21 protein-coding genes are annotated in these 24,583 nt (G+C 68.8%); 12 read left to right on the top strand and 9 right to left on the bottom strand.

All coding sequences use genetic code 11. The annotated features are described in order from the left end of the window. Positions 1-11: 11 nt before the first annotated feature. The 8 genes from AC1RRV_RS12290 to AC1RRV_RS12255 all read left to right on the top strand — a co-directional run bounded on the left by AC1RRV_RS12290 (position 12) and on the right by AC1RRV_RS12255 (position 10,739). Complete coding sequence (locus tag AC1RRV_RS12290; protein ID WP_492859921.1) at positions 12-257, top strand: DUF2188 domain-containing protein; 246 nt, start codon at positions 12-14, stop codon at positions 255-257. Between the two features lie 103 nt (positions 258-360). Beyond that, positions 361-1,545, top strand: coding sequence for an anti-phage 6A-MBL system MBL-fold protein (gene mblB / locus AC1RRV_RS12285; protein WP_492859920.1), 1,185 nt, complete (start codon positions 361-363; stop codon positions 1,543-1,545). A 3-nt stretch (positions 1,546-1,548) separates the two neighbouring features. After that, positions 1,549-3,786 (top strand): anti-phage 6A-MBL system cap2_3 protein, encoded by a 2,238-nt coding sequence (gene cap2-3 / locus AC1RRV_RS12280; RefSeq protein ID WP_492859919.1) that lies wholly within the window; start codon positions 1,549-1,551, stop codon positions 3,784-3,786. Beyond that, positions 3,783-4,544, top strand: a complete 762-nt coding sequence (locus AC1RRV_RS12275) for a hypothetical protein (RefSeq protein WP_492859917.1) — start codon at positions 3,783-3,785, stop codon at positions 4,542-4,544. Before cap2-3 ends, AC1RRV_RS12275 begins: the two co-directional genes overlap by 4 nt. Positions 4,545-4,849: 305 nt before the next feature. Then, positions 4,850-5,137 carry a hypothetical protein gene (locus AC1RRV_RS12270; RefSeq protein ID WP_492859916.1) on the top strand — a complete coding sequence of 96 codons (288 nt, stop codon included), beginning with the start codon at positions 4,850-4,852 and terminating at the stop codon, positions 5,135-5,137. Between the two features lie 51 nt (positions 5,138-5,188). Next, positions 5,189-6,424 carry a TolC family protein gene (locus tag AC1RRV_RS12265; RefSeq protein ID WP_492859915.1) on the top strand — a complete coding sequence of 412 codons (1,236 nt, stop codon included), beginning with the start codon at positions 5,189-5,191 and terminating at the stop codon, positions 6,422-6,424. Continuing rightward, positions 6,421-7,566 carry an efflux RND transporter periplasmic adaptor subunit gene (locus tag AC1RRV_RS12260; RefSeq protein WP_492859914.1) on the top strand — a complete coding sequence of 382 codons (1,146 nt, stop codon included), beginning with the start codon at positions 6,421-6,423 and terminating at the stop codon, positions 7,564-7,566. The genes AC1RRV_RS12265 and AC1RRV_RS12260 overlap by 4 nt, the downstream gene beginning before the upstream one ends. 2 nt (positions 7,567-7,568) lie before the next feature. Continuing rightward, entirely contained in the window at positions 7,569-10,739 is a 3,171-nt protein-coding gene (locus AC1RRV_RS12255) for an efflux RND transporter permease subunit (protein ID WP_492859913.1), read from the top strand. A gap of 126 nt (positions 10,740-10,865) precedes the next feature. Here the strand turns inward: AC1RRV_RS12255 and AC1RRV_RS12250 are convergent, their stop codons facing one another. After that, a complete protein-coding gene (locus tag AC1RRV_RS12250; protein ID WP_492859912.1) occupies positions 10,866-11,756 on the bottom strand; it encodes a type II toxin-antitoxin system prevent-host-death family antitoxin in 891 nt (296 codons plus the stop codon). A 238-nt stretch (positions 11,757-11,994) separates the two neighbouring features. Here AC1RRV_RS12250 and AC1RRV_RS12245 point away from each other — a divergent pair, with 238 nt between their 5' ends. The 3 genes from AC1RRV_RS12245 to AC1RRV_RS12235 all read left to right on the top strand — a co-directional run bounded on the left by AC1RRV_RS12245 (position 11,995) and on the right by AC1RRV_RS12235 (position 14,396). Next, positions 11,995-12,420: a TadE/TadG family type IV pilus assembly protein gene (locus AC1RRV_RS12245; RefSeq protein ID WP_492859911.1), complete on the top strand. Its 426-nt coding sequence runs from the start codon at positions 11,995-11,997 to the stop codon at positions 12,418-12,420. 2 nt (positions 12,421-12,422) lie between these two features. Continuing rightward, positions 12,423-14,072, top strand: a complete 1,650-nt coding sequence (locus AC1RRV_RS12240; RefSeq protein ID WP_492859910.1) for a TadG family pilus assembly protein — start codon at positions 12,423-12,425, stop codon at positions 14,070-14,072. Positions 14,073-14,138: 66 nt separating this feature from the next. After that, a complete protein-coding gene (locus AC1RRV_RS12235) occupies positions 14,139-14,396 on the top strand; it encodes a hypothetical protein (RefSeq protein WP_492859909.1) in 258 nt (85 codons plus the stop codon). Between the two features lie 68 nt (positions 14,397-14,464). On the opposite strand, the gene AC1RRV_RS12230 is transcribed toward AC1RRV_RS12235, so the two are convergent. The 8 genes from AC1RRV_RS12230 to AC1RRV_RS12195 form a co-directional block, all read right to left on the bottom strand. Beyond that, a complete protein-coding gene (locus AC1RRV_RS12230; RefSeq protein WP_492859908.1) occupies positions 14,465-16,468 on the bottom strand; it encodes a TonB-dependent receptor in 2,004 nt (667 codons plus the stop codon). Positions 16,469-16,521: 53 nt separating this feature from the next. Then, the gene (gene guaA, locus AC1RRV_RS12225) at positions 16,522-18,081 is read right to left on the bottom strand and encodes a glutamine-hydrolyzing GMP synthase (protein WP_492859907.1); all 1,560 of its coding nucleotides are present in this window, start codon (positions 18,079-18,081) and stop codon (positions 16,522-16,524) included. Between the two features lie 29 nt (positions 18,082-18,110). Then, the gene (locus AC1RRV_RS12220) at positions 18,111-19,388 is read right to left on the bottom strand and encodes an RsmB/NOP family class I SAM-dependent RNA methyltransferase (RefSeq protein WP_492859906.1); all 1,278 of its coding nucleotides are present in this window, start codon (positions 19,386-19,388) and stop codon (positions 18,111-18,113) included. Beyond that, positions 19,388-19,783, bottom strand: coding sequence for an MAPEG family protein (locus tag AC1RRV_RS12215; RefSeq protein ID WP_492859905.1), 396 nt, complete (start codon positions 19,781-19,783; stop codon positions 19,388-19,390). Before AC1RRV_RS12215 ends, AC1RRV_RS12220 begins: the two co-directional genes overlap by 1 nt. 3 nt (positions 19,784-19,786) lie before the next feature. Next, entirely contained in the window at positions 19,787-21,250 is a 1,464-nt protein-coding gene (gene guaB, locus AC1RRV_RS12210) for an IMP dehydrogenase (RefSeq protein WP_492859904.1), read from the bottom strand. A gap of 69 nt (positions 21,251-21,319) precedes the next feature. After that, positions 21,320-22,147 (bottom strand): LysR family transcriptional regulator, encoded by an 828-nt coding sequence (locus AC1RRV_RS12205; RefSeq protein WP_492859903.1) that lies wholly within the window; start codon positions 22,145-22,147, stop codon positions 21,320-21,322. Between the two features lie 99 nt (positions 22,148-22,246). Continuing rightward, positions 22,247-22,957: an RlmE family RNA methyltransferase gene (locus AC1RRV_RS12200; protein WP_492859902.1), complete on the bottom strand. Its 711-nt coding sequence runs from the start codon at positions 22,955-22,957 to the stop codon at positions 22,247-22,249. Next, positions 22,954-24,060: a Ppx/GppA phosphatase family protein gene (locus AC1RRV_RS12195; protein WP_492859901.1), complete on the bottom strand. Its 1,107-nt coding sequence runs from the start codon at positions 24,058-24,060 to the stop codon at positions 22,954-22,956. Before AC1RRV_RS12195 ends, AC1RRV_RS12200 begins: the two co-directional genes overlap by 4 nt. A gap of 160 nt (positions 24,061-24,220) precedes the next feature. Here AC1RRV_RS12195 and hspQ point away from each other — a divergent pair, with 160 nt between their 5' ends. Next, positions 24,221-24,550 (top strand): heat shock protein HspQ, encoded by a 330-nt coding sequence (gene hspQ, locus AC1RRV_RS12190; protein ID WP_492859900.1) that lies wholly within the window; start codon positions 24,221-24,223, stop codon positions 24,548-24,550. The last annotated feature ends 33 nt before the right edge of the window (positions 24,551-24,583 follow it).

Genomic DNA, 24,583 nt, shown 5'->3' with positions numbered 1-24,583 from the left:
GGAGAGAAAAGTTGAACAAGAAGGCTGGGCCGGACGCCCATCACATTGTCCCCAATTCGGAGGGTGGTTGGGATGTGAAGCGGAGCGGCGCCCAACGCGCTAGCGGCCACTTCGACACCAAGCGCGAGGCCGTCGACAGCGGGCGCACCATCAGTCGCAACCAGGGGACGGAACTGCGCATCCACAACCTGGATGGCCGCATCGGCCAAAGCGACAGCCACGGCCACGACCCCAATCCGCCGAAGGACAAGCGCTAGGACGGTTGTCTCGGGGCCTCCCTAATCGCTCGCCGCCACCGGCACCCGTTCGAGCGATTAGGGAGCCAGCCGGGACCGTCAGCGCATAGCTGAAGGAAACAAGATGACTGCGAAGATTGAGCACTTTCGCGTGGGCTGCGGCGACCAGACCCTGATCACCCTCGACAGCGGCAAGACGCTGCTGATTGACTGCAACATCCGTAAGGCCGCCGACGACGCCGACGATGACACGCCCGACGTCGCCCAGCAGCTGAAGGACAGGCTGAAGACCGACAGCGAGGGACGCCCCTACGTCGACGTCATGATGCTGTCCCACCCAGACAAGGACCACATCAGCGGCTTCATCACACACTTCCACACCGGCCCGCTGGACGACTACGTCAAGGGCAGCGGCAAGATCGTCATTCGCGAGATGTGGTCCTCGCCGCTGGTGTTCCGCCGGGCCGACAAGAAGACCCACAACTTGTGTGACGACGCCAAGGCGTGGGCCACCGAGGCACGCCGCCGCGTCAACAAGTACAAGACCAACCTCTGGTTGGGCGAGGGCGACCGTATCCTGATCATGGGCGAGGATATCGACGGCAAGACCGACGATCTCGGCCCGATCCTGGTGCGTGGCGGCGCGACCTGGACCACGATCGGCGGGTTCGTGGAGAACAACTTCGAGGGTCTGTTGCTGGCGCCGATCAAGCCGCAGGACGAGGAGGTCGAAGAGACGCTGTCCAAGAACAACTCCAGCATTATCGCCCGCTTCAAGATCGGCTCGGGCTACACCAGCGACGCGTGCCGCGTGCTGGTGGGTGGCGACGCCGAAGTGGCGATCTGGGAGCGCGTCTGGGATCGCAACAAGTCGGACAAGGATCGCCTGAGCTACGACCTGCTGCTGACGCCGCACCACTGCAGCTGGCACAGCCTGTCGTGGGACAGCTGGAACCAGAAGGGCGAGGACGCCAAGGTCAGCCCGGACGCGCGCGACGCGCTCGGCCAGGCGCGGCAAGGCGCCAAGTTCATCGCCAGTTCCAAGCCGATCTGCAACGACGACGCCGATCCGCCTTGCATCCGCGCCAAGCGCGAGTACGAGGCGATCGCCAAGGACGTCAGCGGCGAGTTTCTCTGCCTGGGCGATGGCGGCCCCGAGCCGCTGACCTTCGAGATCGAGGCTGGCGGCTTGAAGGCGGTCTCGTCCAAGGCCGTCTCGAGGGCCGCGGCCGCCGCCTCGATCGGCCTGATCGGGGCCAAGCCCCTCCCCCACGGGCTGATCGGCTCAAAGCCGGTGGGGCACGGCTGAGCCATGACGGTCGATCAAGCCGCCGTCGCGCTGGCCGTACACGAGATCATCGCCCATCCGGCGGTGATCGGCGTGCAGGGCCCGTTCTATCCGGGCGACGACGCGCGGCTGGACATTACCCTGGATCTTGGCTTCGGCTCGCGCTGGGCCGCCGAAGGCGAAAGCCCCAAGGGAGTGCGACCGCAGGAGGTAGTACGCATTGACTTCGCGGCCTCGTTCCCGCTGAGCGCGCCCGTGCCCTCACTGCGGCCGGACTTCAGTCGCGACCACCCACACGTCCAGCCCTATAGGACGCCGGACGGCCGGCCGATCCCCTGCTTGGTCGACGGTTCGCTGGACGAGTTCTTCGCCGCCAACGGTGCCTGGCGGACCATCGACCAGCTCGTCATCTGGCTGCGTAAGGCCGCCGAGGGCTGCCTGATCGATCCAGCCCAGGGGTGGGAGCCCATGCGCCGCGACGCGCTGAAGGACTATCTGATCCTTGATCCGGATCACTTGCGCCGCCTGGTGACCCCGGCGGGCGGGCGGAAACTGTTCGACATGTCGTACGGCTGGCGGCGACCGACCGAGGCGCAGCAGGACCTCTTCATCGGACAATTTCGGCGCGAGATCAGCGAGAAGACCGCGCGAGATGCCTCGCGTGTCTCAGAGCGAAAGGGCGACCTCCATGCCGGCACGGGCCTGGGCTTCCTGGTCTGGGCCGGCCGCGACCCCAAGGGTGGTGGCCCCGCGATCTGCAAACACTATGAGCCGGATGGCGTCGATGACGTTCAAAGCCTTCTGGCCCTGGCGCAGCGCCTGAACCTGCGCGACGGCCTCGCAGCGGCTTTGGCCACCATCGGCCGGTTCGATTTCGACAAGGGCGAGACGATCCCCGCACCGATCGTCCTGGCCGTGCGCAGGCCCCATCCGCTGGTCGGCGGTGAGAGTGACATCGAACTGATCCCCTACCTGATCCACGCCAAGAAGGTTGGGCTGGGCATCGGCAACGCGAAGGTCACGCCTTTGGCAGTGTACGCCGAGATCACCCCGGACCTGCTCGGGCGCCTGACGGATGCGTCGGCGGGCGCGCCCTGGGCGTTGCTGGGCTGCGGAAGCCTTGGAAGCAAGATTGCCCTGCACCGCGCTCGCGACGGTCACGCCCCGGGCATCTGCGGTGACCGCGCGAGTATGAAGCCCCACAACGCCGCCCGCCATGCCCTGACGCCGGATCCGAACAGCAAGCTGGGGTGGTTGGGTGGCAAGGCCGACCTTCTGGCCGAGACGATCACCGGCTTCGGCCAGCCGATCGTGTCCGTGTACGGCGACCACCGAGCTCTGCTTGACGGTTTGGACGGGGTCGAGGCCGTGACTTGGCTGGTCAATTCGACTGCTTCGACGATCGTGCGCGAAGACCTCGCCGGCAGCGTCAGCGAGGCGCAGCCCAGGGTCATCGAAGCTGGCCTGTTCGATCACGGCGCCCTTGGCTATTTCGCCACGGAGGGGTTGGGTCATAACCCTGACGGCGTGGAGCTGATGGGTGAACTATATGCCCTGGCCCACCGCGACGCCGATGTCGGACGCCATCTCTTTCCAGCCGACGGCCAGTTGGCGACGATCAATGTCGGCCAGGGCTGCGGGTCCCTGACCATGAAGGTCAGCGACGCCAAGTTGAGCATGATGGCCGCGACGATGAGCCAGCTGTTGGCCGACGCCGACCCGGCGCTCACCGAAGGGCGCATCGACCTGCTTCTTCGCCAGGACCTTGGCGTCCAGCATCGCCAAGTCGCCGCGCCGGCCTGGCGGCGGATGCCCCTCGAAGGTCTGGAAGGCTGGAGCCTGTCAATCTCGCCGCGCGCGCTCGCCGCGATCGAGGCCGATGTCCAACGCTACGCCAAGGTTGAGACCGGCGGCGTCCTAGTCGGTTTCCATTCCCTGATTGCCAAGCGGATTTATGTGACGGACATCCACCCTGCGCCGCCCGACAGCATCCGTTCGCGCGCCGAGTTCGTGCTCGGCGTCCAGGGCTTGACCGAGGCTCGGATGGATCTCACCGAACGCACCCGCGGTGCGCTGATCTTCGCCGGCACTTGGCACAGTCACCTCGGCGCGGCGACGCCGTCGGGCAAGGACCGGCGTTCGGCGGCTGTAGTCGGCGAGAACGAGCTTCAGCCCAAGGCTTTCCTGATCCGCGGCATGGACGACATGCGCGCCATCAGCGCTGCGGCGGTCGCCGCCACCAGTTCCAAGGAGACGGATTGACCATGGCATTGCCGAGAACGCCCATTCCGAGCGCCTATGAATGGACGGCGCGTCAGAACCCGGCACTCCTGACCCTGCTGCCGCTGCTTCTCCTGGCCGCCATATGGCTGCCGGAAGCCTGGACGGCGCTCGGTGCGCTGACGGGACTGCTGACCTTTTGTGGCGTCACATACGTGTTGGCCCAGGTGGCGCGCGGCGCCGGTAAGCGCCTCGAGACCAAGCTGGTCGATTTTGGTCCCGCCCTGTCGACGGCGCTGCTGCGCCACGAGGACTCGCGCGTCGACCGCCACACGAAGCAGCGCTACCACAGCTTTCTGGGCGGCAAATGTCTGCCGCTGCCGTCGCCCGACGACGAGCGCGCCGATCCGGCCGAGGCCGACAGCCGCTATCGCGCCTGCGTTACTTGGCTACGCGAGGCCACCCGGGACGAGAAGCGGTTCAAGCTCCTGCTGCAGGAGAATACCGCCTACGGCTTTCGGCGAAACCTCCTGGCGCTAAAGCCATTGGCCGTGCCGATTCTGCTCGTCGCCCTGGTGGTCAACGGCATGCTGATCGGCCTCCACTGGCGGACGCTGACGCCTCAGGTGTCGGCCGCCGCTGTCGTTGAGGTCGCGCTTGCCGCGGCTCTGGCGTTCTGGATCATAACCATAACGCCCGCCTTCATGGCTGAAGCGTCGACTGCATACGGTCTAAGGCTCTTGGCATGCTGCGACCAGCTGGACAGCAAGCCGGCCACTAAAGGTCGCGCGAAAACCTGAACTGCAACGCGATCCAACCGTAGCACGTCTCGTGCTTGCGTCTACAGCTGGCGTCCTTGCGGCACCGGGGGCGATTTGGACGAGAGGTTCACCTCTTGAAAGCAGCCCCACCCAAGGTCAGTGATGAGTCAAGAGCCGTCGATGACCTCGATCCCAAGAGACGGCGATCGCGGGCTCCCGACGCTTGGGCTGTGATTATGTAACGCGTTCTCAACTTGGCGCGCTGACGCTATTAGAGCGCCATGCTGAAGATGACGACATGGTCGCGGAGCTTGGGGGGTCTTCTGGCCGCCTGCGTCCTTGCCATGCTTGTCGTCGCGCCGATGATCGCCTCGGCGGCTTGTGTCTGTAGCGAGCCACCGGCCAGCGCTTCCGCCTACCAGACGGCCGAGGCCGACCAATCGGGCGACAGCGCGCCCTGCGAGGCGGCTTGCTGCCTGGGCGGGCACTGCCACCATGCCGGCTCCCTGCTGGACACGCCAACCCTGACCGTCGCCGCGCCGTCGCCCAGGATCGCCAAACATATGACGACCCCGGCCCGCGCGCTGGCGTCGCGCCCAACCTCGCCCCCCGACCACCCGCCTCGCGCCTGACAATCCGCGCGCATCCCGCGCGCCGTCGTCCTTTTGTTGCGAGGAACTTTGATGTCATCGAACCGATGGCCGCTGCGCGCGGCCTTGGCGTCCGTCGCCTGCGGCGCGCTATGGAGCGCGGCCAAGGCCCAGACCGCGCCACCGCTGGAAACCTTTCTGCGCGAGGCCACGGCTCCGCGCCTAGTGATCGGCGAGGCCGAGACACGCGCCGCCGAGGGCCGCGCCCTCCAGGCCCGCGCCCGTCCCAACCCGACCCTGGACTTGCAGGTCGAGAATGTCGGCGGCGACGGCCCCTATCGCGACTTCCAGAGCGCGGAGACAACACTGTCGGTCGGCCAGACCCTGGAGCTGGGCGGCAAGCGCGGCGCGCGCGTCGCCACCGCCCAAGCCGAGCTGGACACCGCCCGCTCGCGCGCCGGCCTGGGCCGCGTGGCTTTCGCCCACGACCTGACCCTGGCCTATGCGACCGCCGAGGCGGCGGCCGAGCGGCTGGTGGTCGCCCGGGACGCCGTCGACCTGGCCGAGGCGGACGCCCGCGCCGCGCGACTGCTGGTCGACAATGGCAAGGAGGCCGAACTGCGCGCCCTCCAGGCCAGGTCGGCGGTCTCGACGGCGCAGGCCGAGCAGGCCCGCGCCGAGGCCGACTCCGGCGCCGCCCTGGAGCGCCTTTCAGCCCTGACCGGCGGCGAGCGGACCTTCAGCGCCGTGACGCCGGGCGTGCTGGACCGTACCTGGCCCACCTCCCCCGTCAGCGCTCCGCCCCCGGCGGTCGCCGTCGCGACGGCCGAGCAGACGGTCGCCAGCCGCAGGCTCGATCTGGAGCGCCGGCGCGCTGCGCCCGACGTCACGGTCAGCTTCGGCGTTCGCCGCCTCGCCGGCGACGACGCCATGGCCGCAGTGGCGGGGTTCTCGCTCCCCTTGCCGCTGTTCGACCGCAACCGCGGCGCGGTGAAATCGGCCCAGGCCGAAGCCGACGCCGCGCGGGCCCGCCTCCTGATGGTCCAGGCCGACGCGACCGCCGATCGCCGCAGCGCCGAGGGCGAGGCCCGCGCGGCGGAACGATCCTTCGCCGCCGCCCGGGAGGGCGAAGTCGCCGCCCGCGAAGCCTATCGCTTAGCGCGCCTGGGGTATGAGGCCGGCAAGCTGCCCCTGCTCGAAGTCCTTTCCGCCCGGCGCGACCTGATCTCCGCGCGGCAACGCCACATCGAGGCGCGCCTGGCGCGCGTCAAGGCCCAGGCGGACCTCGCCCAAGCCAATGGACAGATCGCTTTGGGAGACGCCTCGTGACCGACCGCAAATGGATCCTGGCCGGAACGGCCGTCGCACTGGTCGCCGCCGCCGGCCTCGGCTTCGGCTTGGGCCGCCTGATCGACAAGGCGCCCGCCGCTGTTGAAGCCCACGCCGAGGAAGAGGACCATCACGAACAAGATTTCGTCGCCCTCTCGACCGCCGACGCGGCCAAGGCCGGCGTTCTGACCACCACGGTCGGGCGCGGCGGCGGCTCCGAACTGGTCCTGCCTGGCCGGGTCGCCTTGGCCGCCAACGCTTCGGCCGCGCTGGGCGCGCCGGTGTCGGGAACGGTCGAGCGCGTTCATGTCGCGGCCGGTGACCGTGTGACCACCAATGCGGCGATCGCCACCCTGCGCAGCGCCGAGGGCGCCGGAGCCCGCGCCAGCGTTGACACCGCCGCGGCCGGCGCGCGCGCCGCGCAAGCGGCCGCCGTCCGCGACCGTCGCCTGTTCGAGGCCGGTGTCGTCGCGCGCCAGGACTGGGAGGCCAGTCAAGCCGGCGCCGACAAGGCGCAGGCCGAGCTGCGCGCCGCCCGCGCCCAGGCGGCCGCTCAGGGCGCGCCCAGCGCCAGCGGCGTGGCGGTCCTGCGCGCCCCGCTCGCCGGGACCGTCACCCGCGTGGACGCGCGCGTCGGCGGCTTCCTGACCCAAGGCGGCCTCGTCGCCGAGATCGCCGACCAGGGTCAGGTGGAATACGTCTTCGACGCCCCGCCGGCCTCGGCCAACGCCATACAGGTCGGCGACGCCATCATGGTTCAGCGCCCCGACGGCGGGGAGGCCAGCGCGCGCATCGTCGCCGTCGCCCCCAGCGCGCTGGGCGCCGGCGCGGCGATCGTCCGCGCCAAGCCGACCGCGCCGGCGCCGCAGATCGGTTCGATCGTCTCGGCCCGGGTGGTCCTGGCCAGGGGGCAAAGCGGCCTGACCGTCCCCGCCGAGGCCGTCCAGACCCTGGAAGGCCGGACGGTGGTGTTCGTCGTCGAGCCCAAGGGTTTCCGCGCCACGCCCGTCGTCACCGGCCGCACCGCCGCCGGTTCGGTCGAGGTCCTCAAGGGTCTGGCCGGCGGCGAGGTCATCGCCGCCAAGGGCGCCTTCCGCCTGAAGGCCGAGTTGGGCAAGGGCGAAGCGGGGCACGAGGACTAGTCATGCTGAACCGCCTCATCGACCTGTCGATCCGCTTCCGCTGGATTGTCGTCCTGTTGGCCGTCGCCCTGTTCGGCTACGGCCTGCTGCAGCTGTCGCGCCTGCCGATCGACGCCGTGCCCGACATCACCAACCGGCAGGTGCAGATCAACACCATCGCGCCGGCGCTCGGTCCCGAGGAGGTCGAGCGACAAGTGACCTTCCCGCTAGAGACGGCCCTGGCCGGAACGCCGGGTCTGGTCGAGACCCGCTCGCTGTCGCGACACGGCTTCTCGCAGATCACCGCCGTCTTCACCGACAGCACCGACCTCTATTTCGCTCGCACCTTGATCAATGAGCGGCTTCAGGCGGCGCGCGCCAACCTTCCCGATGGCCTGGAGCCCAGCATGGGGCCGCCGGTCACCGGTCTCGGCGAGGTCTACATCTGGACCGTCGAGTTCAAGGGCGCCGCCGCGCGCACCGGCGCTCCCTACGTCACGCCGGAGGGTGAAACGCTGCGGACCGACATCGAGAAGGCCACCTACCTACGCACCGTGCAGGACTGGATCGTCGCGCCGCAGCTGAAAACCCTGAACGGCGTCGCTGGCGTCGATGTGCTTGGCGGCTACGTCAAGGAATACGCCGTCCATCCCGATCCGGCCAAGCTGGCCGCGCGTGGCATCAGCCTGCCCCAGCTGGTCGAGGCGCTGGAGCATTCCAATCGCATCGCCGGAGCCGGCTATGTCCAGCGCGGCGGCGAGGCCTATATCGTCCGCACCGACGCGCGGGTCAAAAGCCTGGTCGAGCTGGCGGATACGCCAATCGGCCGTCGGGGCGGCGCCGTCGTCAAGGTCTCGGACGTGGCGACGGTCGCGATCGGCCACGCCCCGCGCCTGGGCTCGGCCAGCGAGAACGGCCGCGAGGTGGTGATCGGCACGGCCCTGATGCTGGTGGGCGAGAACAGCCGCACGGTGGCCGCACGGGTCGACGAACGCCTCAAGGCCATCGCGCCCAGCCTGCCGCCGGAGGTGATCATCAAGCCGGTGCTGGATCGCACCCGGCTCGTCGATGCGACCATTCGCACGGTCGAGCACAACCTGACGGTCGGCGCCCTGCTGGTCATCGCGGTGCTGTTCCTCGCCCTGGGGAACTTCCGCGCCGCGCTGATCACGGCCCTGGTCATCCCCCTCTCCTTCCTGATCGCCGCCATCGCCATGCGTCGGTTCGGGATCAGCGGCAACCTGATGAGCCTGGGCGCGCTGGACTTCGGTCTGATCGTCGATGGCGCGGTGGTGGTCATCGAGAACACCCTGGGTCGCCTGGCGCTTCGTCGCCGGAACGAGGGCCGCGATCTGACCGCCGGCGAGCGCCTGTCGGTCACCGTCGAAGCGGCCAAGGAGATGGCCCGCCCCGCCGCCTTCGGCCAGGCGATCATCCTGCTGGTCTACGCCCCGCTGCTGACCTTCGAGGGCGTCGAGGGCAAGATGTTCACGCCCATGGCGGCCACGGTGATGTTCGCCCTGGCCGGCGCCTTCGTGCTGTCCCTGACCCTGGTCCCGGCGCTGACCGCCCTGGCGGTGCGCGAGCCCAAGGGCCATGGCGAGACCCGCGCCATGAAGGCCGTCCGCACCCGCTTCGAGCCGGCCCTGCGCGCCGCCGTGGCGCGGCCGGCGGCCGTGGCGGTCGGCGCGGCGGCGGCCCTTCTGATCGGCCTTGTCGTCTTCTTCGCTCTGGGCCGCGAGTTCGCCCCGACGCTGGATGAGGGCGACCTGCTGGTCCAGGCCAGCCGTGTGCCTTCGATCTCTTTGGAAGAGAGCCAGGCCATGCAGTTCGAGGTGGAAAAGGTGCTCTCGGCCCAGCCCGAGGTGGCCCTGGTCTTTACCCGCACGGGCACGGCCGAGATCGCCTCGGATCCGATGCCGCCCAGCGCCTCGGACACCTTCGTGATCTTGAAGCCCCGCAAGGACTGGCCGGATCCGAACCTGCCAAAGGCCAAGCTGGTCGAGCGGATGGAGAGCGATCTCGGCAAGCTGATCGGCAACGCCTACGAGTTCACCCAGCCGATCCAGATGCGCTTCAACGAGCTGATCGCCGGCGTTCGCTCCGATGTGGCGGTGAAGGTCCATGGCGACGACTTCGCGGCCATGAGCCGGACGGCCGACCAGGTGGCCGCGACCTTGCGCGGGGTCCCCGGCGCGGCCGACGTCAAGGTCGAGCAGATCTCGGGCCAGCCTACCATCACCGCCAGCGTCGACCGAACGGCCGCCGCCGCGCTCGGCGTCCATGCCAGCGACGCGGCCGACGCCCTGGAGATCGGCCTGGGCGGGCGCGAGGCCGGCCATATCCTGGAAGGCGACCGCCGTTTCGACGTGGTCGTACGCCTGGACGATGTCCGTCGCACCGACCCGGCCGCCATGGGGCAGTTGCCTGTCGTCTCGGAAAGCGACGGCGGCGGCGGCCCAACAGCCATCCCGCTGTCCAGCATCGCCCGCTTCGACACCGCCGAGGGGCCCAACCAGGTCAGTCGCGAGAACGGCAAGCGACGGATCGTGGTCCAGGCCAATGTCCGGGGCCGCGACTTGGGCGGCTTCGTCGCCGACGCTCAAGCCGCGGTGGCCCGCGAGGTCAGGCCGACGCCAGGCTCCTGGCTCACCTGGGGCGGCCAGTTCGAGAACCTCGAACGGGCCAGCGCCCGGCTGGCGATCATCGTGCCCGCGGTGTTCCTGGTCATCGCCATCCTGCTGTTCCTGGCCCTGGGTTCGGCGACAGAGGCGGCGCTGGTCTTTGCGTGCGTGCCCCTGGCCCTGGTCGGCGGCGCCCTGGCGCTGCTGCTACGGGGGATGCCGTTCTCGATATCGGCGGCGGTCGGCTTCATCGCCGTCTCCGGCGTGGCCACCCTGAACGGGCTCGTCCTGATGCAGAGCATAAGGCAGAGGGTCGCCAGCGAGACAGACATCGCCGCCGCCGTGATCGGCGGCACGGTCGGCCGCCTGCGGGCGGTGCTGACCACGGCGCTTGTAGCGATCCTGGGCTTCATACCGATGGCCCTGGCTATAGGTCCGGGGGCCGAGGTCCAGAAGCCCTTGGCCACGGTGGTGGTCGGCGGCCTCCTGACCTCGACGGTGCTGACCCTGCTGGTGCTGCCGACCTTCTATGTCTGGATAGCGGCGCCACGACGGGGGCCACTCAATTGAGACCCGGCGGATACGGGTCACGTGCTCGGCTCAAACAGGTCCCTGGGCGGCGGCGTGGTCAATGGCGCCGCCGACAACCACCGCCCCTGGGCAAACGCGGGCCTGAACGTGTCTAGGGCGTGAAAATCAGACGACCCGCGCCGCCACGATCAGGCCCATGGGCGCCCCCTCTTCCAGCAACGGCGCCAGACTAAGCTCGATCTCCCGCTCGCCGCCGTTCTTGACCAGCAGGGTCGCCCCGACCGACGCCGGCTCATTGGTCCTCAGTACGGTCTCGATCCGCGCCGCCAGGGCGTGGCGCTCGGCAGGGCGAATGACATCGGTCAGGCGATAGTCGAGCAATTCCTCGACCTTGAAGCCGGTCATGGTCGCGAACCGCTCGTCCAGCTCGGCGAAGACGCCACGGATGTTGAGCCGCGCCGCGCCCACATCGTGCAGGTTGGAGGTCGCGGTCCGGAACGCATTGGCCGTCTCGAAACGTCGCCGCAGGTCGCGCTCCTCGCTGCGGTTCAGCAGCAGCAGCCCCACCCCGCCCGGATAGGGAAACGCCTTCATGCTGCAGCGCCGGTCGCCGCTGGGCGAGGCGTTGGCCTCGAATTCGGTGATCTCGCCCGCCTTCAGGGCGCGCAGCAGATGCTCGCCGATCAGGGCCTGGCAAGGCGCGGGAAAAAGCTCACTCCAGCCCAGGCCATCCAGCTGACCACCGCAGAGACCCGCCAGCGCTTCGAAGGGGTGGTTGACCTGAACGACCCTAAGCGTCTCGTCGAAGGCGACGAAGGCCTCGCTCATCGCCTCGCGCAACGCCGCAAGCGCGGTTTCGGACCGCCCCTCGACCCGGCGGCCGGTGATGTCGCCCGAAAGATTGTAAAAGTGGGCCGCCGAGACCACCGCGACACGCGGGCGACCGTGGTGGGTGACAATGACTGGCGCTTCCAGCGCCCGGTCCTGCCAGTGCCCGAAGTTGCGGCTGATCTCGCCGGCCGTGACCGATTGGGGTTCTGGAACCTGTGTCTTCAAGACGACCTCTCGCCATTCCGTAAAACGCGTAAAAGTGTCGACTAACCGACGGAAACCGTGTTCCCGCGACTATGCGATAGTCGCGTTATTGTTGCGCCGCAACCGCCAAAACACCCAAGGCGCGCATGGAGCCGTGTGGCAGGATGTCGCATGAATCGCGTGTAATCCGCTGATCGCGTCCCTTACCAATCAAAAGCTGCGCCGTCGCACACTGCTCTTCCAGAAGAGGAGAAGTCGCATGTCGGAACGCAAAAGGCGTCACCCGGCCCGCGGGGCCGAAAGCGGCGCGGTGGCGGTGGAGTTCGCGATCTTGGGTCCGGTCTTCCTGATCCTGATGATCGGGACCATGGTCTGGGGGCAATACCTCTGGACCGCCCACGCGGTGCAACAGCTGGCCAATGACTCGGCCCGCGCCGCCCTGGCGGGGCTGGACAACGCCGAGCGCGAGTCCTTAGCCCGGACGACCCTGACTAACGAAGTCACCGACTACGCCAGCCTGCGCCCGGCCGCCGCGACCATGACCGTCGAAGCCCATACCGACCGCCTGACCGTGTCGGTCAGCTATGACACGACGGGCGCCACCTTCACGGCCTTCTCGGGCCTGATCCCTGCCCCGCCCAAGACGGTGCTGCGCCAAGCCACCGTGCGCCTGGGGGGCTATTGATCATGACCCATCGCGATTTCGCCTCGAACGAGGACGGCGGCGTCGGCCTGATGGGCGCGGTCGGCCTGTTCGCCCTGTTCGGCATTTGCGCCCTCGCCGTCGATCTCGGCTCGGTGTTCGTTCAGACCCGCCGCCTGCAGGGCACTGCAGACCTGGCCGCCATGGCCGCCGCGCGCGACCTCGACAACGCCCAGGCCGCCGCCCTGGCCACCGCGCGTGACAACGGCTGGACCGGCCCGCTGACCGTGACGATCGACAAGGGCGCCTATGCCGGAGATCGCGCCCTGGCCGCCTCGGCGCGCTTCCAGATGGGGGCCAGCGATCCCAACGCCGTGCGGGTGCGCCTCTCCAGCGAGACGCCGCTCTATTTCGGCCAGATCCTGACCGGCAAGCCGACCCTGACCATCAAGCGCCAGGCCACGGCCGCCCGCGCCGACCTCGCCAGCTTCTCGATCGGTACGCGCCTGGCCGCCCTGGACGGGGGCATCGCCAACGCCTTGCTCTCCGGCCTGACCGGGTCGAAGGTCAGCCTGTCGGTGATGGACTACGACGCCCTGGCCGACGCCGACGTCGAACTGTTCAGCTACCTCGATGCCGTGAAGACCGAACTGAACCTGACTGGCGCGTCCTACAACGACGTGCTCGACGCCAACCTCACCACCGGCAAGGCGTTGAAGGCCCTGTCGCGCGTCCTCGCCGACAACGGCCAGACCCGGGCCTCGACAGCGGCCCAGACCCTGGCCACGGCGGCCGCCAACCGCACGCCGGCCGACCTTCGCCGGATGTTCGACGTCGGCCCCTACAGCGCCCAGAGCCGCGTGACCGGCGGTAGCGGGGCTAAGGTGAGCCTGGACGCTATGAGCCTGTCCAAGGCGGTGCTGGAACTGTCGAACGGCGCGCGTCAGGTCGAGCTGGACCTCGGGACGGCCGTTCCCGGCGTCGCGGGCCTAACCGCCTGGCTCGCCATCGGCGAGCCGCCGAACAACGCGCCCTGGATGACCATCACCGACAGCCGCGACGTCATCGTCCGCACCGCCCAGACCCGTCTCTATCTGGAAGCCAAGATCGGCGGCTCGGGCCTGCTGTCGGCCGCCCAGGTCAAGCTGCCCGTCCTGGTCGAGGCCGCTTCCGGCGAGGCCAAGCTCAAAGATATGGCCTGCGCCACCGGCGAAGCGACCTTGGACGTGCGGCCGGGCCTTGGGAAACTCGCGATCGGCGAGATCGACACCGGGGACCTGGACGACTTCAGGACCGCCCTAACTCCCGCCACGGCCACCTTCGCCAAGGCGCCGCTGTTCAGCGTCACCGGCAAGTCCTCGGTGTCGATCGGCGGCCAGGCCTGGCAGACGGTGCGCTTCAGCCAGGCCGAGGTGCGCGGTGGCGCGGTCAAGACCGTCTCGACCACCGACCTGGCCAAGGCCACGGTCTCGACCCTGCTAGGCGACGTCACCCTGAAGGCCAACATCCTCGGCTTGGGAGTGGGCCTGGGGGAATCGACCCTGACCAGCGCGGTCGCCGCCCTGCTCTCTCCCCTCGCCGCGCCGCTGGACGACGTGCTGAACAGCCTGACCGGTCTGGTCGGCGTGCGTCTGGGCCAGGCGGACGTACGGATGAACGGTCTGCGCTGCCGGGACGCCGCCCTGGTGGCCTGACTCTTCGACCTAGGAACACCCCCTCTACCTCAGAATGACCCCGTTTCCAGAAAGGAAGCTCCAGAAATGCCTACGTCGTCCTATCGTCGCCCGCCCTGCCAGAATGGCGCACCCCCGTCCGAGTTCAGCCTGCTGGGCTCGAGCTTCGAGGCGCCGAACATTCGCGGCCGACTGCACGCCATCTGCGCGCTCTACGCCCATACCCCGGCGCAGGACCGGCGGTTGGAGCTGGTGGACGCCCTGGAAGGCCTGACCCTGGAGGTGGCCCACCTGATGGCGCTGGACCTGCTGGAAAACGGCTGGCGGCCAGATGTGGCGGCTTGAATGGAAGGAAGCCGCCCACCGTTTCCACCCCGGCTTCCGGCTGGGGTGAGAACGGCCTAGCGACCCTGCTAACGGTGGATGGTCAATCCAACACGCAAGGTTCGCGGCGCCGAGTAGCTGGCGACGTCGTCGGCGGTCTTGCCGACCTCGAGTTTGCCGTCGGCGGCGTTCTCGACCGCCAGGTAGATCTCGGCCTGGCGGCGCAGACGCCAGGTCGCCCGGCCATCGACTTGCAGCCCCGCCGCGAGCTTGCGGCTGTTGAGATCATCCTCCCAGCGCGCGCTTTCGTAACGCAGATCGGCCGAGAGGCTGAAGACGTCGGCGGGTCTGAAGCGAGCGCCGCCGGTCAGCGTCCATCTGGGAGTCTGAGCCGGCCGCAGTCCGGTGAGCTGGGGCGCGGCGGAGCCGCCCTCGACTTGCGCCTCGGTATAGGCCGCCGCCGCGCGCCATTCGAGGCGCGACCCCACCTGGCCGGATGCTTCGGCCTCCAGCCCCCAGGCTTTGATTTTCCCGGCGTTCTGGCGCTGGCGCAGCGTCCCGCCAGCGGGCACGAAGCCGGCCACGGGGAAACTCCCAGGTCCGACGCCGATGGTGACGTTGGTGATCGGATCCGTCAGCTGGTTGTAGAACAGCCCGGCCGACCAGCGGACCGTTCCCTCGCCGTCAAGGCCGCCTTCCAGGCCCTGCAGGGTTTCGGGCTTCAACGCCGGATTGGCCTCGGTGATGTCGTTGCCGACCCGGAACGGCCGATGCAGTTCGTTCAGCGTGGGCGGCCGAAACCCGGCATAGGCCGCGCTGCGCCAATAGAGCGTGGGGCTTAGCGCCCGGCGCAGGCCAAGTCGGCCCGTCGGCGTGGTGTCGGATCGGCTGGCGAAGGCCTGGTCCAGGGTCAGGCCGCCCGTGCCGATATCCCGCTCGCGGCGCAGGGCGTCAAAGGCCCGCGAGCGATCAAGCCGCAAGCCGCCGGTGGCCAGCCAAGGCCCCTTGTCGAACACCGCCTCGGCATAGGCCCCCGCCACCAGCGTCTTGCCGCCCGCCGCGCGGTCTCGGGTGAAGGTCCCGCCCATGAACCGGAAGCGCTCGTGCTCGGTCCCGTCCGCCAGGCGCAGGTCAGCCCCAACCTCCCAGGCCAGCGGGCCCCGGCGCCCCTGCAGCGCGGCGTTGAGGCCGTAACCGGTGGCCGGCGTGTCGTACTGCTCGCTCGCCGGGGTGGTCGCCACGCGGCCAGCGGCCACGGCCACCGAGCTGTTCTCCAGATCGCTGCGGCGAACCCAGCCTTGCAGCCGCCACCCGCCGACGCCCTGAGCCGCGGGCTTGGCCAGGGTCAGGCTCGCGGCAAGCCCCTTAGCGTTGGAGCGAGCGCCCAGCAGCCCCGCCTGTTGGTGGACCTGGTAGCCCGAAACCCTCAACGCGGCCTGTACCTGGCCAAGCTGGCGCTGCACCCGCATCGAAGCGGCGGCGTCATCGAGACTCAGCCGGGTATCGGCGCGCCCGCGTCGTGCGCCGCGCACGGCGTAGTAGCCATCGGTCCGCGAAGCCGAGAGGCTGGCCAGGACGCCGGCTCCGCCGGCCAACACCACGCCGCGATAGCTCCCGCGCTGCCCGGCCGAAACCTCCGCTACGGCCAGGCCGTCCGGCGTCTCTCGCTCCCGCAGCGCCACCACGCCGGTCAGGGCGCCCGCGCCATAGGGACCCGCGCCGGCGCCGCGCACGATCGTCGCGCCTTCGAGACTTTCTGACGGCAGAGCGCTCCAGATCACCCAACCACCGAACGGATCGTTCTGCGGCTCACCGTCCAGGGTCACCAAGGCGCGCCCGGCCCCCGAGGGCGCGATCGCCCGCAGCGACAGGCCCTGAGTGGTGGGATTGGCCGCCCCGCTTCCCGTGCGTCGGAACAGCGACACTCCCGGCAAGGCCTTCAGAGCGTCATCGAGCCGCGCCTCCTGCCTGAGGCTATCGGGGCCGATACGCACCGCACTAAAGACCCCCTCGCCGCCCAGCGGCGCCAGGCGAGGTGGATGAACGACAACGACCTCGATGTCTGGGCTCACCGGCGGCGGAAGATCGGACATGGCGGGACGCTCTGAGGCGGGTTGCGTGCTTTATCGCGCCTCCTAAACCCGCCTCACTCCCACTCGATCGTGCCGGGCGGCTTGGACGTCACGTCATAGACGACCCGGTTGACGCCCCGGACTTCATTGATGATCCGCGTGGCGGTCTTGCCGAGGATGGGCCAGGGGAACTCGAAAAAGTCGGCGGTCATGCCGTCGGTCGAGGTGACCGCGCGCAGGGCTAGGACGTTCTCATAGGTGCGAGCGTCGCCCATGACGCCGACGGTCTTGACCGGCAGCAGCACGGCGAAGGCCTGCCAGATCTGGTCGTAGAGGCCGGCATTGCGGATTTCTTCCAGATAGATGGCGTCGGCGTCCTGCAGGACCTTGACCTTCTCGGGCGTGATCTCGCCCGGAATGCGGATGGCCAGGCCGGGACCGGGGAACGGGTGGCGGCCGACGAAGGCCGGGGCCAGGCCCAGCTCGACGCCCAGGGCGCGGACCTCGTCCTTGAAGAGCTCGCGCAGCGGCTCGACCAGTTTCAGCTTCATATAGTCCGGCAAGCCGCCGACATTGTGGTGGCTCTTGATCACCGCCGAGGGGCCGCCGCGGGCCGAGACGCTCTCGACGACGTCGGGATACAGCGTGCCCTGGGCCAGGAACGACGCGCCGTCGATCTTGGCGGCCTCCTTGTCGAAGACCTCGATGAACAGGCGGCCGATGGTCTTGCGCTTGGTCTCCGGGTCGCTGACGCCGGCCAGCTCGCCCAGGAACATGTCGCCAGCGTCCACGTGGACCAGGGGGATGTTGTAGTGGTCGCGGAACAGGGTGACGACCTGATCAGCCTCGTTCTTGCGCAGAAGGCCGGTGTCGACGAACACGCAGGTCAGCTGGTCGCCGATCGCCTCGTGGATCAGGACGGCGGCGACCGAGCTGTCGACGCCGCCCGACAGGCCGCAGATCACCTTGCCGGTCCCGACCTGGTCGCGGATCTTCTGGACCATCTCCTGGCGGAAGGCCGCCATGGTCCAGTCGCCCTTCAGGCCGGCCAGGGCCAGGAAGTTCTTGTAGATCTTCGAGCCGTTGACCGTGTGGACCACCTCGGGGTGGAACTGGACGGCGTAGATCTTCTTCGCATCATTGGCGATGGCCGCGAACGGCGCGCCGGTCGAGGTGGCGACGACCTCGAAGCCTTCGGGGATGGCGGTGACGCGGTCGCCGTGGCTCATCCAGACGGTTTCCAGCTCGCCGACGCCGGCCAGGCCCTGGAACAGCGGGCTCTGCTTGCCGATGGTCAGCTCGGCGCGGCCGAACTCGCCGGCGTGACCGCCCTCAACCTTTCCGCCCAGGACGTCGCACAGCAGCTGCTGGCCGTAGCAGATGGCCAGCATCGGCACGCCCAGATCAAACAGCTTGCGGCCTATGCGGGGGCTGTCGGCCTCCAGCACGCTGGCCGGACCACCCGACAGGATGATGGCCGAGGGCTTGTAGTCGTCGACGAGAGCTTCCGCCTTGTCGAACGGGTGGATCTCGCAATAGACGCCCGCCTCGCGCACCCGGCGCGCGATCAGCTGGGTCACCTGGCTGCCGAAGTCGACGATCAGGACGCGCTGGTGGTGGGTTTCGGTGGTCATCGGCGGGTCTCCAGCGGTCGTTAGTTCGGTCAGGGCGTGTAGGAGGCGCGCTCCAGCACGGCGGCGAAGAAGCCGTCCGTCCCGGCGCGGTGCGGGGTCAGGCGCAGATAGCCTTCGGGCGTGACGTGCTCGACGCCCGGCAAGGCGATCGGCTTCACGGAAAACTCGGGGTGGCGATCGAGGAAACCGGCGACGCGGTCCTCGTTCTCGTCGACCAGCAGCGAACAGGTCACATAGACCATGCGACCGCCGGCCTTCACGAAGGTCGAGGCGTCCTCCAGCACACTGTCCTGCTCGATCTGGCGCTTCGCCAGCTGGTCGGGCGACAAACGCCATTTCGCATCAGGGTGGCGGCGCCAGGTTCCTGAGCCGGTGCAGGGGGCGTCGACGAAGACGACGTCGATCTTGCCTTCCAGGCCCTTGAGCGGCGTCGCCTCGATCGGCGAGCGGATCTGCAGGTTGCGGACCCCTGCCCTCTGGCCGCGCCGGATGGTGTCGGCCAGGCGGCGAGCGTCGCTGTCGTGGGCGAAGATCTGGCCGGTATTGCCCATGGCGGCGGCCAGGGCCAGCGTCTTGCCGCCCCCGCCGGCGCAGAAGTCCAGCACCTGCTTGCCCTTGATCTCGCCGGCCACGGCGGCGGCGATCTGGGAGCCAAGGTCCTGCACCTCGAACCAGCCCTTGGAGAAGGCCGGCACGGCTTCCACCGACGGCGTGCGGTCGGCGGCGGCGGGCGCGGGAATACGGAAAGCGTTGGGCAGGACGCCGGCCGGCGCGGCATGAATCGGGGCCAGGGCCTTGGCGGCGCGCTCGGCGTCGGTCTTCAGGGTGTTGACGCGGAGGTCGACCGGGGCCCGTTCCGACAACGCGCGCATCTCGACGGCTTGGTCGGCGCCCAGGGCGCGGGCCAGGCGCTCTTCCAGCCAGTCGGGATAGTCGCCGATCACCGGGACCGGCGCGTCGTCCAGTGAGACCGGATTGGCCAGACGCTCGCGCTCGACGTCGGTCAAGGCGCCGAAGCCGTGTTCTTCCGAAGCCGCCTCGGCGATACGGTCCGGCGTCCACGTCCAGACGAAAGCCAGTACGCCCAGCACAACGCCACGCGGGGCGGTGTCGCCCATCATCCAGCCCAGCGACCGCTTGCGGCGCAGAGCGTCCAGCACCAGGCCCGAGACGAAGGCCCGATCCTTAGAGCCAGCGTAGCGCGCGGCCTCGCCCCAGCGCTTCAGCGCCATCTTGACCGGAAAATGCCGCGTCTCGATCTCGGTCAGAACCTCGATCGCCGCTGAAACCCGTCCACCGTCGCGCATCAGACCACCAGGGCCGCGAGCAGCATCAAGATCCCGACCATCGAGGCGACCCAGGTCAAGCTGCGCACATAGGGCACGCCGAAGGCATAGAGGGGGATGTAGAGGGCGCGAGCGACCACATAGATCGCCGCGCCATAGGCCGTCGGCTCACCGAGCCGGCCACCCAGATAGTCGATCACCACGAGCGCCGCGAAGAACGGGAACGTCTCGCGGAAGTTGGCGAAGGCCCGATCGAGCCGACCAGCCACGCCGGTCAGAACGACAGGCTCGTCGCGGGGGCCGGTATTCCACTTCAAGCCACGTTGGGGCTGGGCGGCCGCGGCCGCCCACAGGAGGTGAATGATCCCAATGATCACCGCCACCGCCACCATCTGCAGCTCGAAGGCCATCCGCATCGGCTAGACCGCGCTCGGATAGTTGGGAGCTTCGCGCGTGATCATCACGTCGTGGACGTGGCTTTCACGCAGGCCCGCGCCCGTGATCCGGACGAACTTGGCGCGCTTCTGCAGCTCGGGGATGGTCGGCGCGCCGACATAGCCCATGGCCGCGCGAAGACCGCCGACCAGCTGGTGCAGCACCGGCGCGATCGGACCCTTGAACGGGGTCTGGCCCTCGATGCCTTCCGGCACCAGCTTGAAGCTGTCGGTGATGTCCTTCTGGAAATAGCGGTCGGCCGAGCCACGGGCCATGGCGCCCACCGAGCCCATGCCGCGATAGCTCTTGTACGAGCGCCCCTGGTACAGGAACACCTCGCCTGGCGCCTCTTCAGTGCCGGCGAACATCGAGCCCATCATGGCGGTCGAGGCCCCAGCCGCGATGGCCTTGGCCAGGTCGCCCGAGTACTTGATGCCACCGTCGGCGATGACCGGCACGCTGCTCTCGCGACCCGCCCGAACGGCTTCCATGATCGCGGTCAGCTGCGGCACGCCCACGCCCGCGACGATGCGGGTGGTGCAGATCGAACCCGGACCGATGCCCACCTTCACCGCGTCGGCGCCGGCGTCGATCAGAGCGCGAGCGGCGTCGTAGGTGGCGATGTTACCGGCCACGATCTGGACGCGGTTGGCTTCGCGCTTCAGGCGCGAGACCGCTTGCGCGACCTGGCTGGAGTGGCCGTGGGCGGTGTCGATGACGACGACGTCGACACCGGCGTCCACCAGGCCCATCGAACGCTCGAAACCGGCGTCGCCGACGGTCGAGGCCGCGCCGACCAGCAGGCGGCCCTTGTCGTCCTTGGCGGCCAGGGGGTGAGCCTGGGCCTTCTCGATGTCCTTGACCGTGATCAGGCCGACGGCGCGATAGGCGTCATCGACGACGATCAGGCGTTCGATCTTGTGCTTGCGGAGAAGCTCACGAGCCTCGGCCTGGTCGACGCCTTCGGCGACGGTGATTAGGTTCTCGCGGGTCATGATCGCCGAGGCCGGGACGTTGGCGTCGCCCTCGAAGCGCATGTCGCGGTTGGTGACGATGCCGACCAGCTTGCCGGTGCCGCGTTCCACCACGGGGAAACCCGAGATCTTGCGGCGGGCCGTGATCTCGCGGATCTCGGCCAGGGTGGTGTCGGGGTGGACGGTCAGCGGATTGATGACCATGCCGCTTTCGTAGCGCTTGACCTCGCGGACCTGATCCGCCTGCTCCTCGTTGGTGAGGTTGCGGTGCAGGATGCCCAGGCCACCGGCCTGCGCCATGGCGATGGCGAGGCGGCTTTCGGTCACCGTGTCCATGGCCGCGGACACAAGCGGAATGTTCAGACTGATTTCACGCGTGAACCGAGTCTCGGTCGTCACCTGGGTAGGCATGACGTCGGACGGGCCGGGTTCGAGCAAAACGTCGTCGAAGGTGAGCCCTTCGCGAATCTCCATCGGAGTCTCCATTTTGCGGCGCGGATATATCCGAGGGGGCCGCTAAACGGAAGACCTCATTCGCGGCAACTAGCCAGGAAAAGCGTCGATCACGACGTCGGCCGTCAAACGAAGCCGCGCGATACGGTCGACATCGCGGCGCAGCAGCAGCCAGGCGGGCTGTTCCCAGGCCCCCTCCCCACCCGGAACGATTTCCAGCCGTGGATCGCGCTCGGCGACATAGGCGGGCAACAAAACCACGCCGGCGCCGACCGCCGCCGCCTCGCGCTGCGCGCCGAGTGCATTGGAACGCACGGTGATGGGCCGCCCCGCCGCCAGTTCCGAGAGCCGCACCGCCGGCGCGATCGCCTCGAGATCCTCGCTGAAGCCGACGAAGGTCCAGGCCTCCGGTGGTGTCGCCGCCAAGTAGCTTCGCTCGGCGTACAGGTCGTGTCGGATCGTTCCCAGCTTGCGGAGCAGCATGTCGCCCGTCGCCGGCGGCTTGCCGAAACGCACGGCGATGTCGGCGTCGCCGCGGGTGACGCTGACGCTGCGATCGTCGCCCAGGAGCTCCACACGCAGCCGCGGATGCTGGATCGCCAGCCGCGCCAAGGGCTCGGCCAACCGGTGCACGGCAAAGCTGGGTAGCGTGCTGATCCGCACCTGGCCGGCGATCGCCTCGCCACCGTCCGCGCCGCGTCGCAGAGCGATCGCCGCCTGATCCATCGCCTCGGCCTCGGCCACCGCCGCGCGACCGGCGGGGGTAAGGACATAGCCGCTGGGGCGCTTCTCGGTCAGACTGCCGAGTTCGCCCTCCAGGCGGGCCAACCGACGGGAGATCGTGGCCTGGTTGACGCCCAAGGCGCGCGCCGCGCCGGACAGCGAACCGGTCTTGGCCACCGCCAGGAAGACGCGCACGTCCTCCCAATCCATCTCCGAGCGTTTTTGATCAGACATAGGCGAAGACTAAGGAAGTTCCGGTCCGACGACCACCGCCGCGCTCAAGCGGCGGCGCTGTTATCGCCCCTTGAACCCGGTCGCGACCAGGAAGACTTCCGAACTGTCGGCGCGGCTGGCCTTGGGCTTGAAGTGCTGAACCTTGTCGAAGTGGCGCTTGAGCTTGCCGATCACCTCGGCGGTCTCGCCGCCCTGGAAGGCCTTGGCGACGAAGGCGCCACCGGGCTTCAGCACGTCGATGGCGAACTCGGCGCCGATCTCGATCAGGCCGACGATCCGCAGGTGGTCCGTCTCGCGGTGGCCCACCGTGTTGGGCGCCATGTCGGACATCACCAGGTCCGGCGCGCCGCCCAGCAACTCGAGCAGCTTGGGCGGGCAGTCGTCCGACGTGAAATCCATCTCCAGAATGTGGGCCGGCGCGACCGGATCCACCGGCAGCAGGTCGACGCCCACCAGGTCGGTCACGCCGCGCTCGACGGCGATCTGCAGCCAGCCACCCGGCGCGCAGCCCAGGTCGATGACCTTCGCGCCCTTCTTGAAGAAGCGGTACTTCTCGTCGATCTCGCTGATCTTGAAGGCCGCGCGGCTGCGATAGCCGAGCGCACGAGCCTTGGCCGAGAACGGGTCGTTGATCTGGCGCTCCAGCCAGGCCTGCTGGCTGGGCGTGCGGCCATAGGCGGTCTTCAGGCGCGCGGGCTTGGCGCGACCGGCTTCGGTGCCCCCGGCCGGCGGCTTGACCATACGCTTGCGGGGCGGTTCTTCGTCGCTCATGCGGCTTCAGACTTCTTGGAGGCGCCGCCGCGACGGCGCCGTCGCGGGCGCTTCTGCTGGTCGGACATCAGGGACATCAGGAGTCCCTCTCTAAGCCCTCTGTCGGCGACACGCACGCGCGAACAGGGCCAAAGCTCCTGCACGGCCTGCAGGATGGCCGCGCCGGCCAGAACCAGATCGGCCCGATCGGCGCCGATGCATGGCTCCAGGGCCCGCTCGGCGGCGGTCAGGCTCTGCAAGCGCTCGGAGGCGGCGTCACAGTCGGTCCGGTTCATCCAGAGGCCGTCGACGACGTTGCGGTCGTAGCGCGGCAGGCCCAGGTGCAGCCCGGCCAGGCTGGTGATCGCGCCGGACGTGCCAATCAGATGCGCCCTGCCCTCGGCGAAGATCTCCCGCATGGGCTCCGCGTGCGGAAAGGCCTCGATGCGCGCCTTGACGTCATCGACCATGGCCCGGAACCAGGCCTCCTCGGCCCGCTCGCCCTCGGGGAAGCGCTCGGCCAAGGTGACGACGCCGACCGGGATCGACAGCCACGCCTTGATCGGCAGCTTCCAGGCCGCGAACTGGCGCGGCTTGGCGTCGAGGCCCCCGCCCTTGAGATCGACCCACGACAGCTCGGTCGAGCCGCCGCCGACATCGACCACCAGGGCCGCGTCCTGCTCACGGTCGAACAGGCTCATGCAGCCCGCCACCGACAGTTGAGCTTCCTCGCGCGGACTGATGATCTGCAGCTTGAGCCCGGTCTCCTCGTGGACCCGGCGCACGAAGTCCGGACCATTGGTCGCACCCCGACAGGCCTGGGTCGCCACGGCCTTCACCCGGATCGCCTTGCGGCGACGAATCTTCTCGGCGCAGACCCGCAGCGCCGCCAGCGAGCGCTCCATGGCCGCGTCGGAGAGCATGCCGCTTTGCGACAGGCCTTCACCCAGGCGCACGATGCGGGAATAGGCCTCGACGACGCGGAAACCGCGTGGCGTGGGCGTAGCCACCAACAGGCGGCAGTTGTTGGTCCCGAGATCGAGCGCCGCGTAACACGGCGACTCGTCCAGCGACCGCCGGCGCCGCCCTTGCGGGGCGCCGGGCGCGCGCGGCGCCTCCGACATGGTTCAAACCACCTGTCTCGCAGGCGCCGCGAACGCTGCGGCGCCTCACTTCGAGTCGACCATAGCATGTCGCTCGCTGGCCGAAAGGCGCCGGCTTGTCATCCGCAGTCTGAGTTCTACGTTCAGGATTCAGTCAGGTGCGCCTGCTATCGTTAACGCCATGAACTCTCGACTCGCCAAATTCGCGATCGGCCAGGTCGTCCGGCACCGCATCTTCCCGTTCCGGGGCGTGGTGTTCGACGTCGACCCCGTGTTTGCCAATACCGAGGAGTGGTGGGAGTCGATCCCGGAGGACATCCGGCCGACCAAGGACCAGCCGTTCTACCACCTGCTGGCCGAGAACGAGGACAACAGCTACGTGGCCTATGTCTCCGAGCAGAACCTGCTGCCGGACGACACCGGCGAGCCGATCGGCCATCCGCAGACTGCGGTGATCTTCGAGTCCTTCGATCACGGCCTGTACAAGCTTCGCCCCCGGATTTCGCACTAGACAGAACATCTGTCCGCCGATCCGCCGATTTGG

The organism is Caulobacter sp. GW821-FHT11E10 (genome assembly GCF_058808375.1).
The sequence above is the reverse complement of the archived record's forward strand: the minus strand, read 5'-3'. Positions and strand labels throughout refer to the sequence as shown.

Coding starts and splice junctions, on each gene's coding strand:
- AC1RRV_RS12200 (WP_492859902.1), bottom strand. CDS start 22,957: ATGAGCGACGAAGAACCGCCCCGCAAGCGTATGGTCAAGCCGCCGGCC.
- AC1RRV_RS12235 (WP_492859909.1), top strand. CDS start 14,139: ATGCCTACGTCGTCCTATCGTCGCCCGCCCTGCCAGAATGGCGCACCC.
- AC1RRV_RS12245 (WP_492859911.1), top strand. CDS start 11,995: ATGTCGGAACGCAAAAGGCGTCACCCGGCCCGCGGGGCCGAAAGCGGC.
- guaB (WP_492859904.1), bottom strand. CDS start 21,250: ATGGAGATTCGCGAAGGGCTCACCTTCGACGACGTTTTGCTCGAACCC.
- cap2-3 (WP_492859919.1), top strand. CDS start 1,549: ATGACGGTCGATCAAGCCGCCGTCGCGCTGGCCGTACACGAGATCATC.
- AC1RRV_RS12265 (WP_492859915.1), top strand. CDS start 5,189: ATGTCATCGAACCGATGGCCGCTGCGCGCGGCCTTGGCGTCCGTCGCC.
- guaA (WP_492859907.1), bottom strand. CDS start 18,081: ATGACCACCGAAACCCACCACCAGCGCGTCCTGATCGTCGACTTCGGC.
- AC1RRV_RS12215 (WP_492859905.1), bottom strand. CDS start 19,783: ATGCGGATGGCCTTCGAGCTGCAGATGGTGGCGGTGGCGGTGATCATT.
- AC1RRV_RS12220 (WP_492859906.1), bottom strand. CDS start 19,388: ATGCGCGACGGTGGACGGGTTTCAGCGGCGATCGAGGTTCTGACCGAG.
- mblB (WP_492859920.1), top strand. CDS start 361: ATGACTGCGAAGATTGAGCACTTTCGCGTGGGCTGCGGCGACCAGACC.
- AC1RRV_RS12195 (WP_492859901.1), bottom strand. CDS start 24,060: ATGTCGGAGGCGCCGCGCGCGCCCGGCGCCCCGCAAGGGCGGCGCCGG.
- hspQ (WP_492859900.1), top strand. CDS start 24,221: ATGAACTCTCGACTCGCCAAATTCGCGATCGGCCAGGTCGTCCGGCAC.
- AC1RRV_RS12240 (WP_492859910.1), top strand. CDS start 12,423: ATGACCCATCGCGATTTCGCCTCGAACGAGGACGGCGGCGTCGGCCTG.
- AC1RRV_RS12255 (WP_492859913.1), top strand. CDS start 7,569: ATGCTGAACCGCCTCATCGACCTGTCGATCCGCTTCCGCTGGATTGTC.
- AC1RRV_RS12230 (WP_492859908.1), bottom strand. CDS start 16,468: ATGTCCGATCTTCCGCCGCCGGTGAGCCCAGACATCGAGGTCGTTGTC.
- AC1RRV_RS12270 (WP_492859916.1), top strand. CDS start 4,850: ATGCTTGTCGTCGCGCCGATGATCGCCTCGGCGGCTTGTGTCTGTAGC.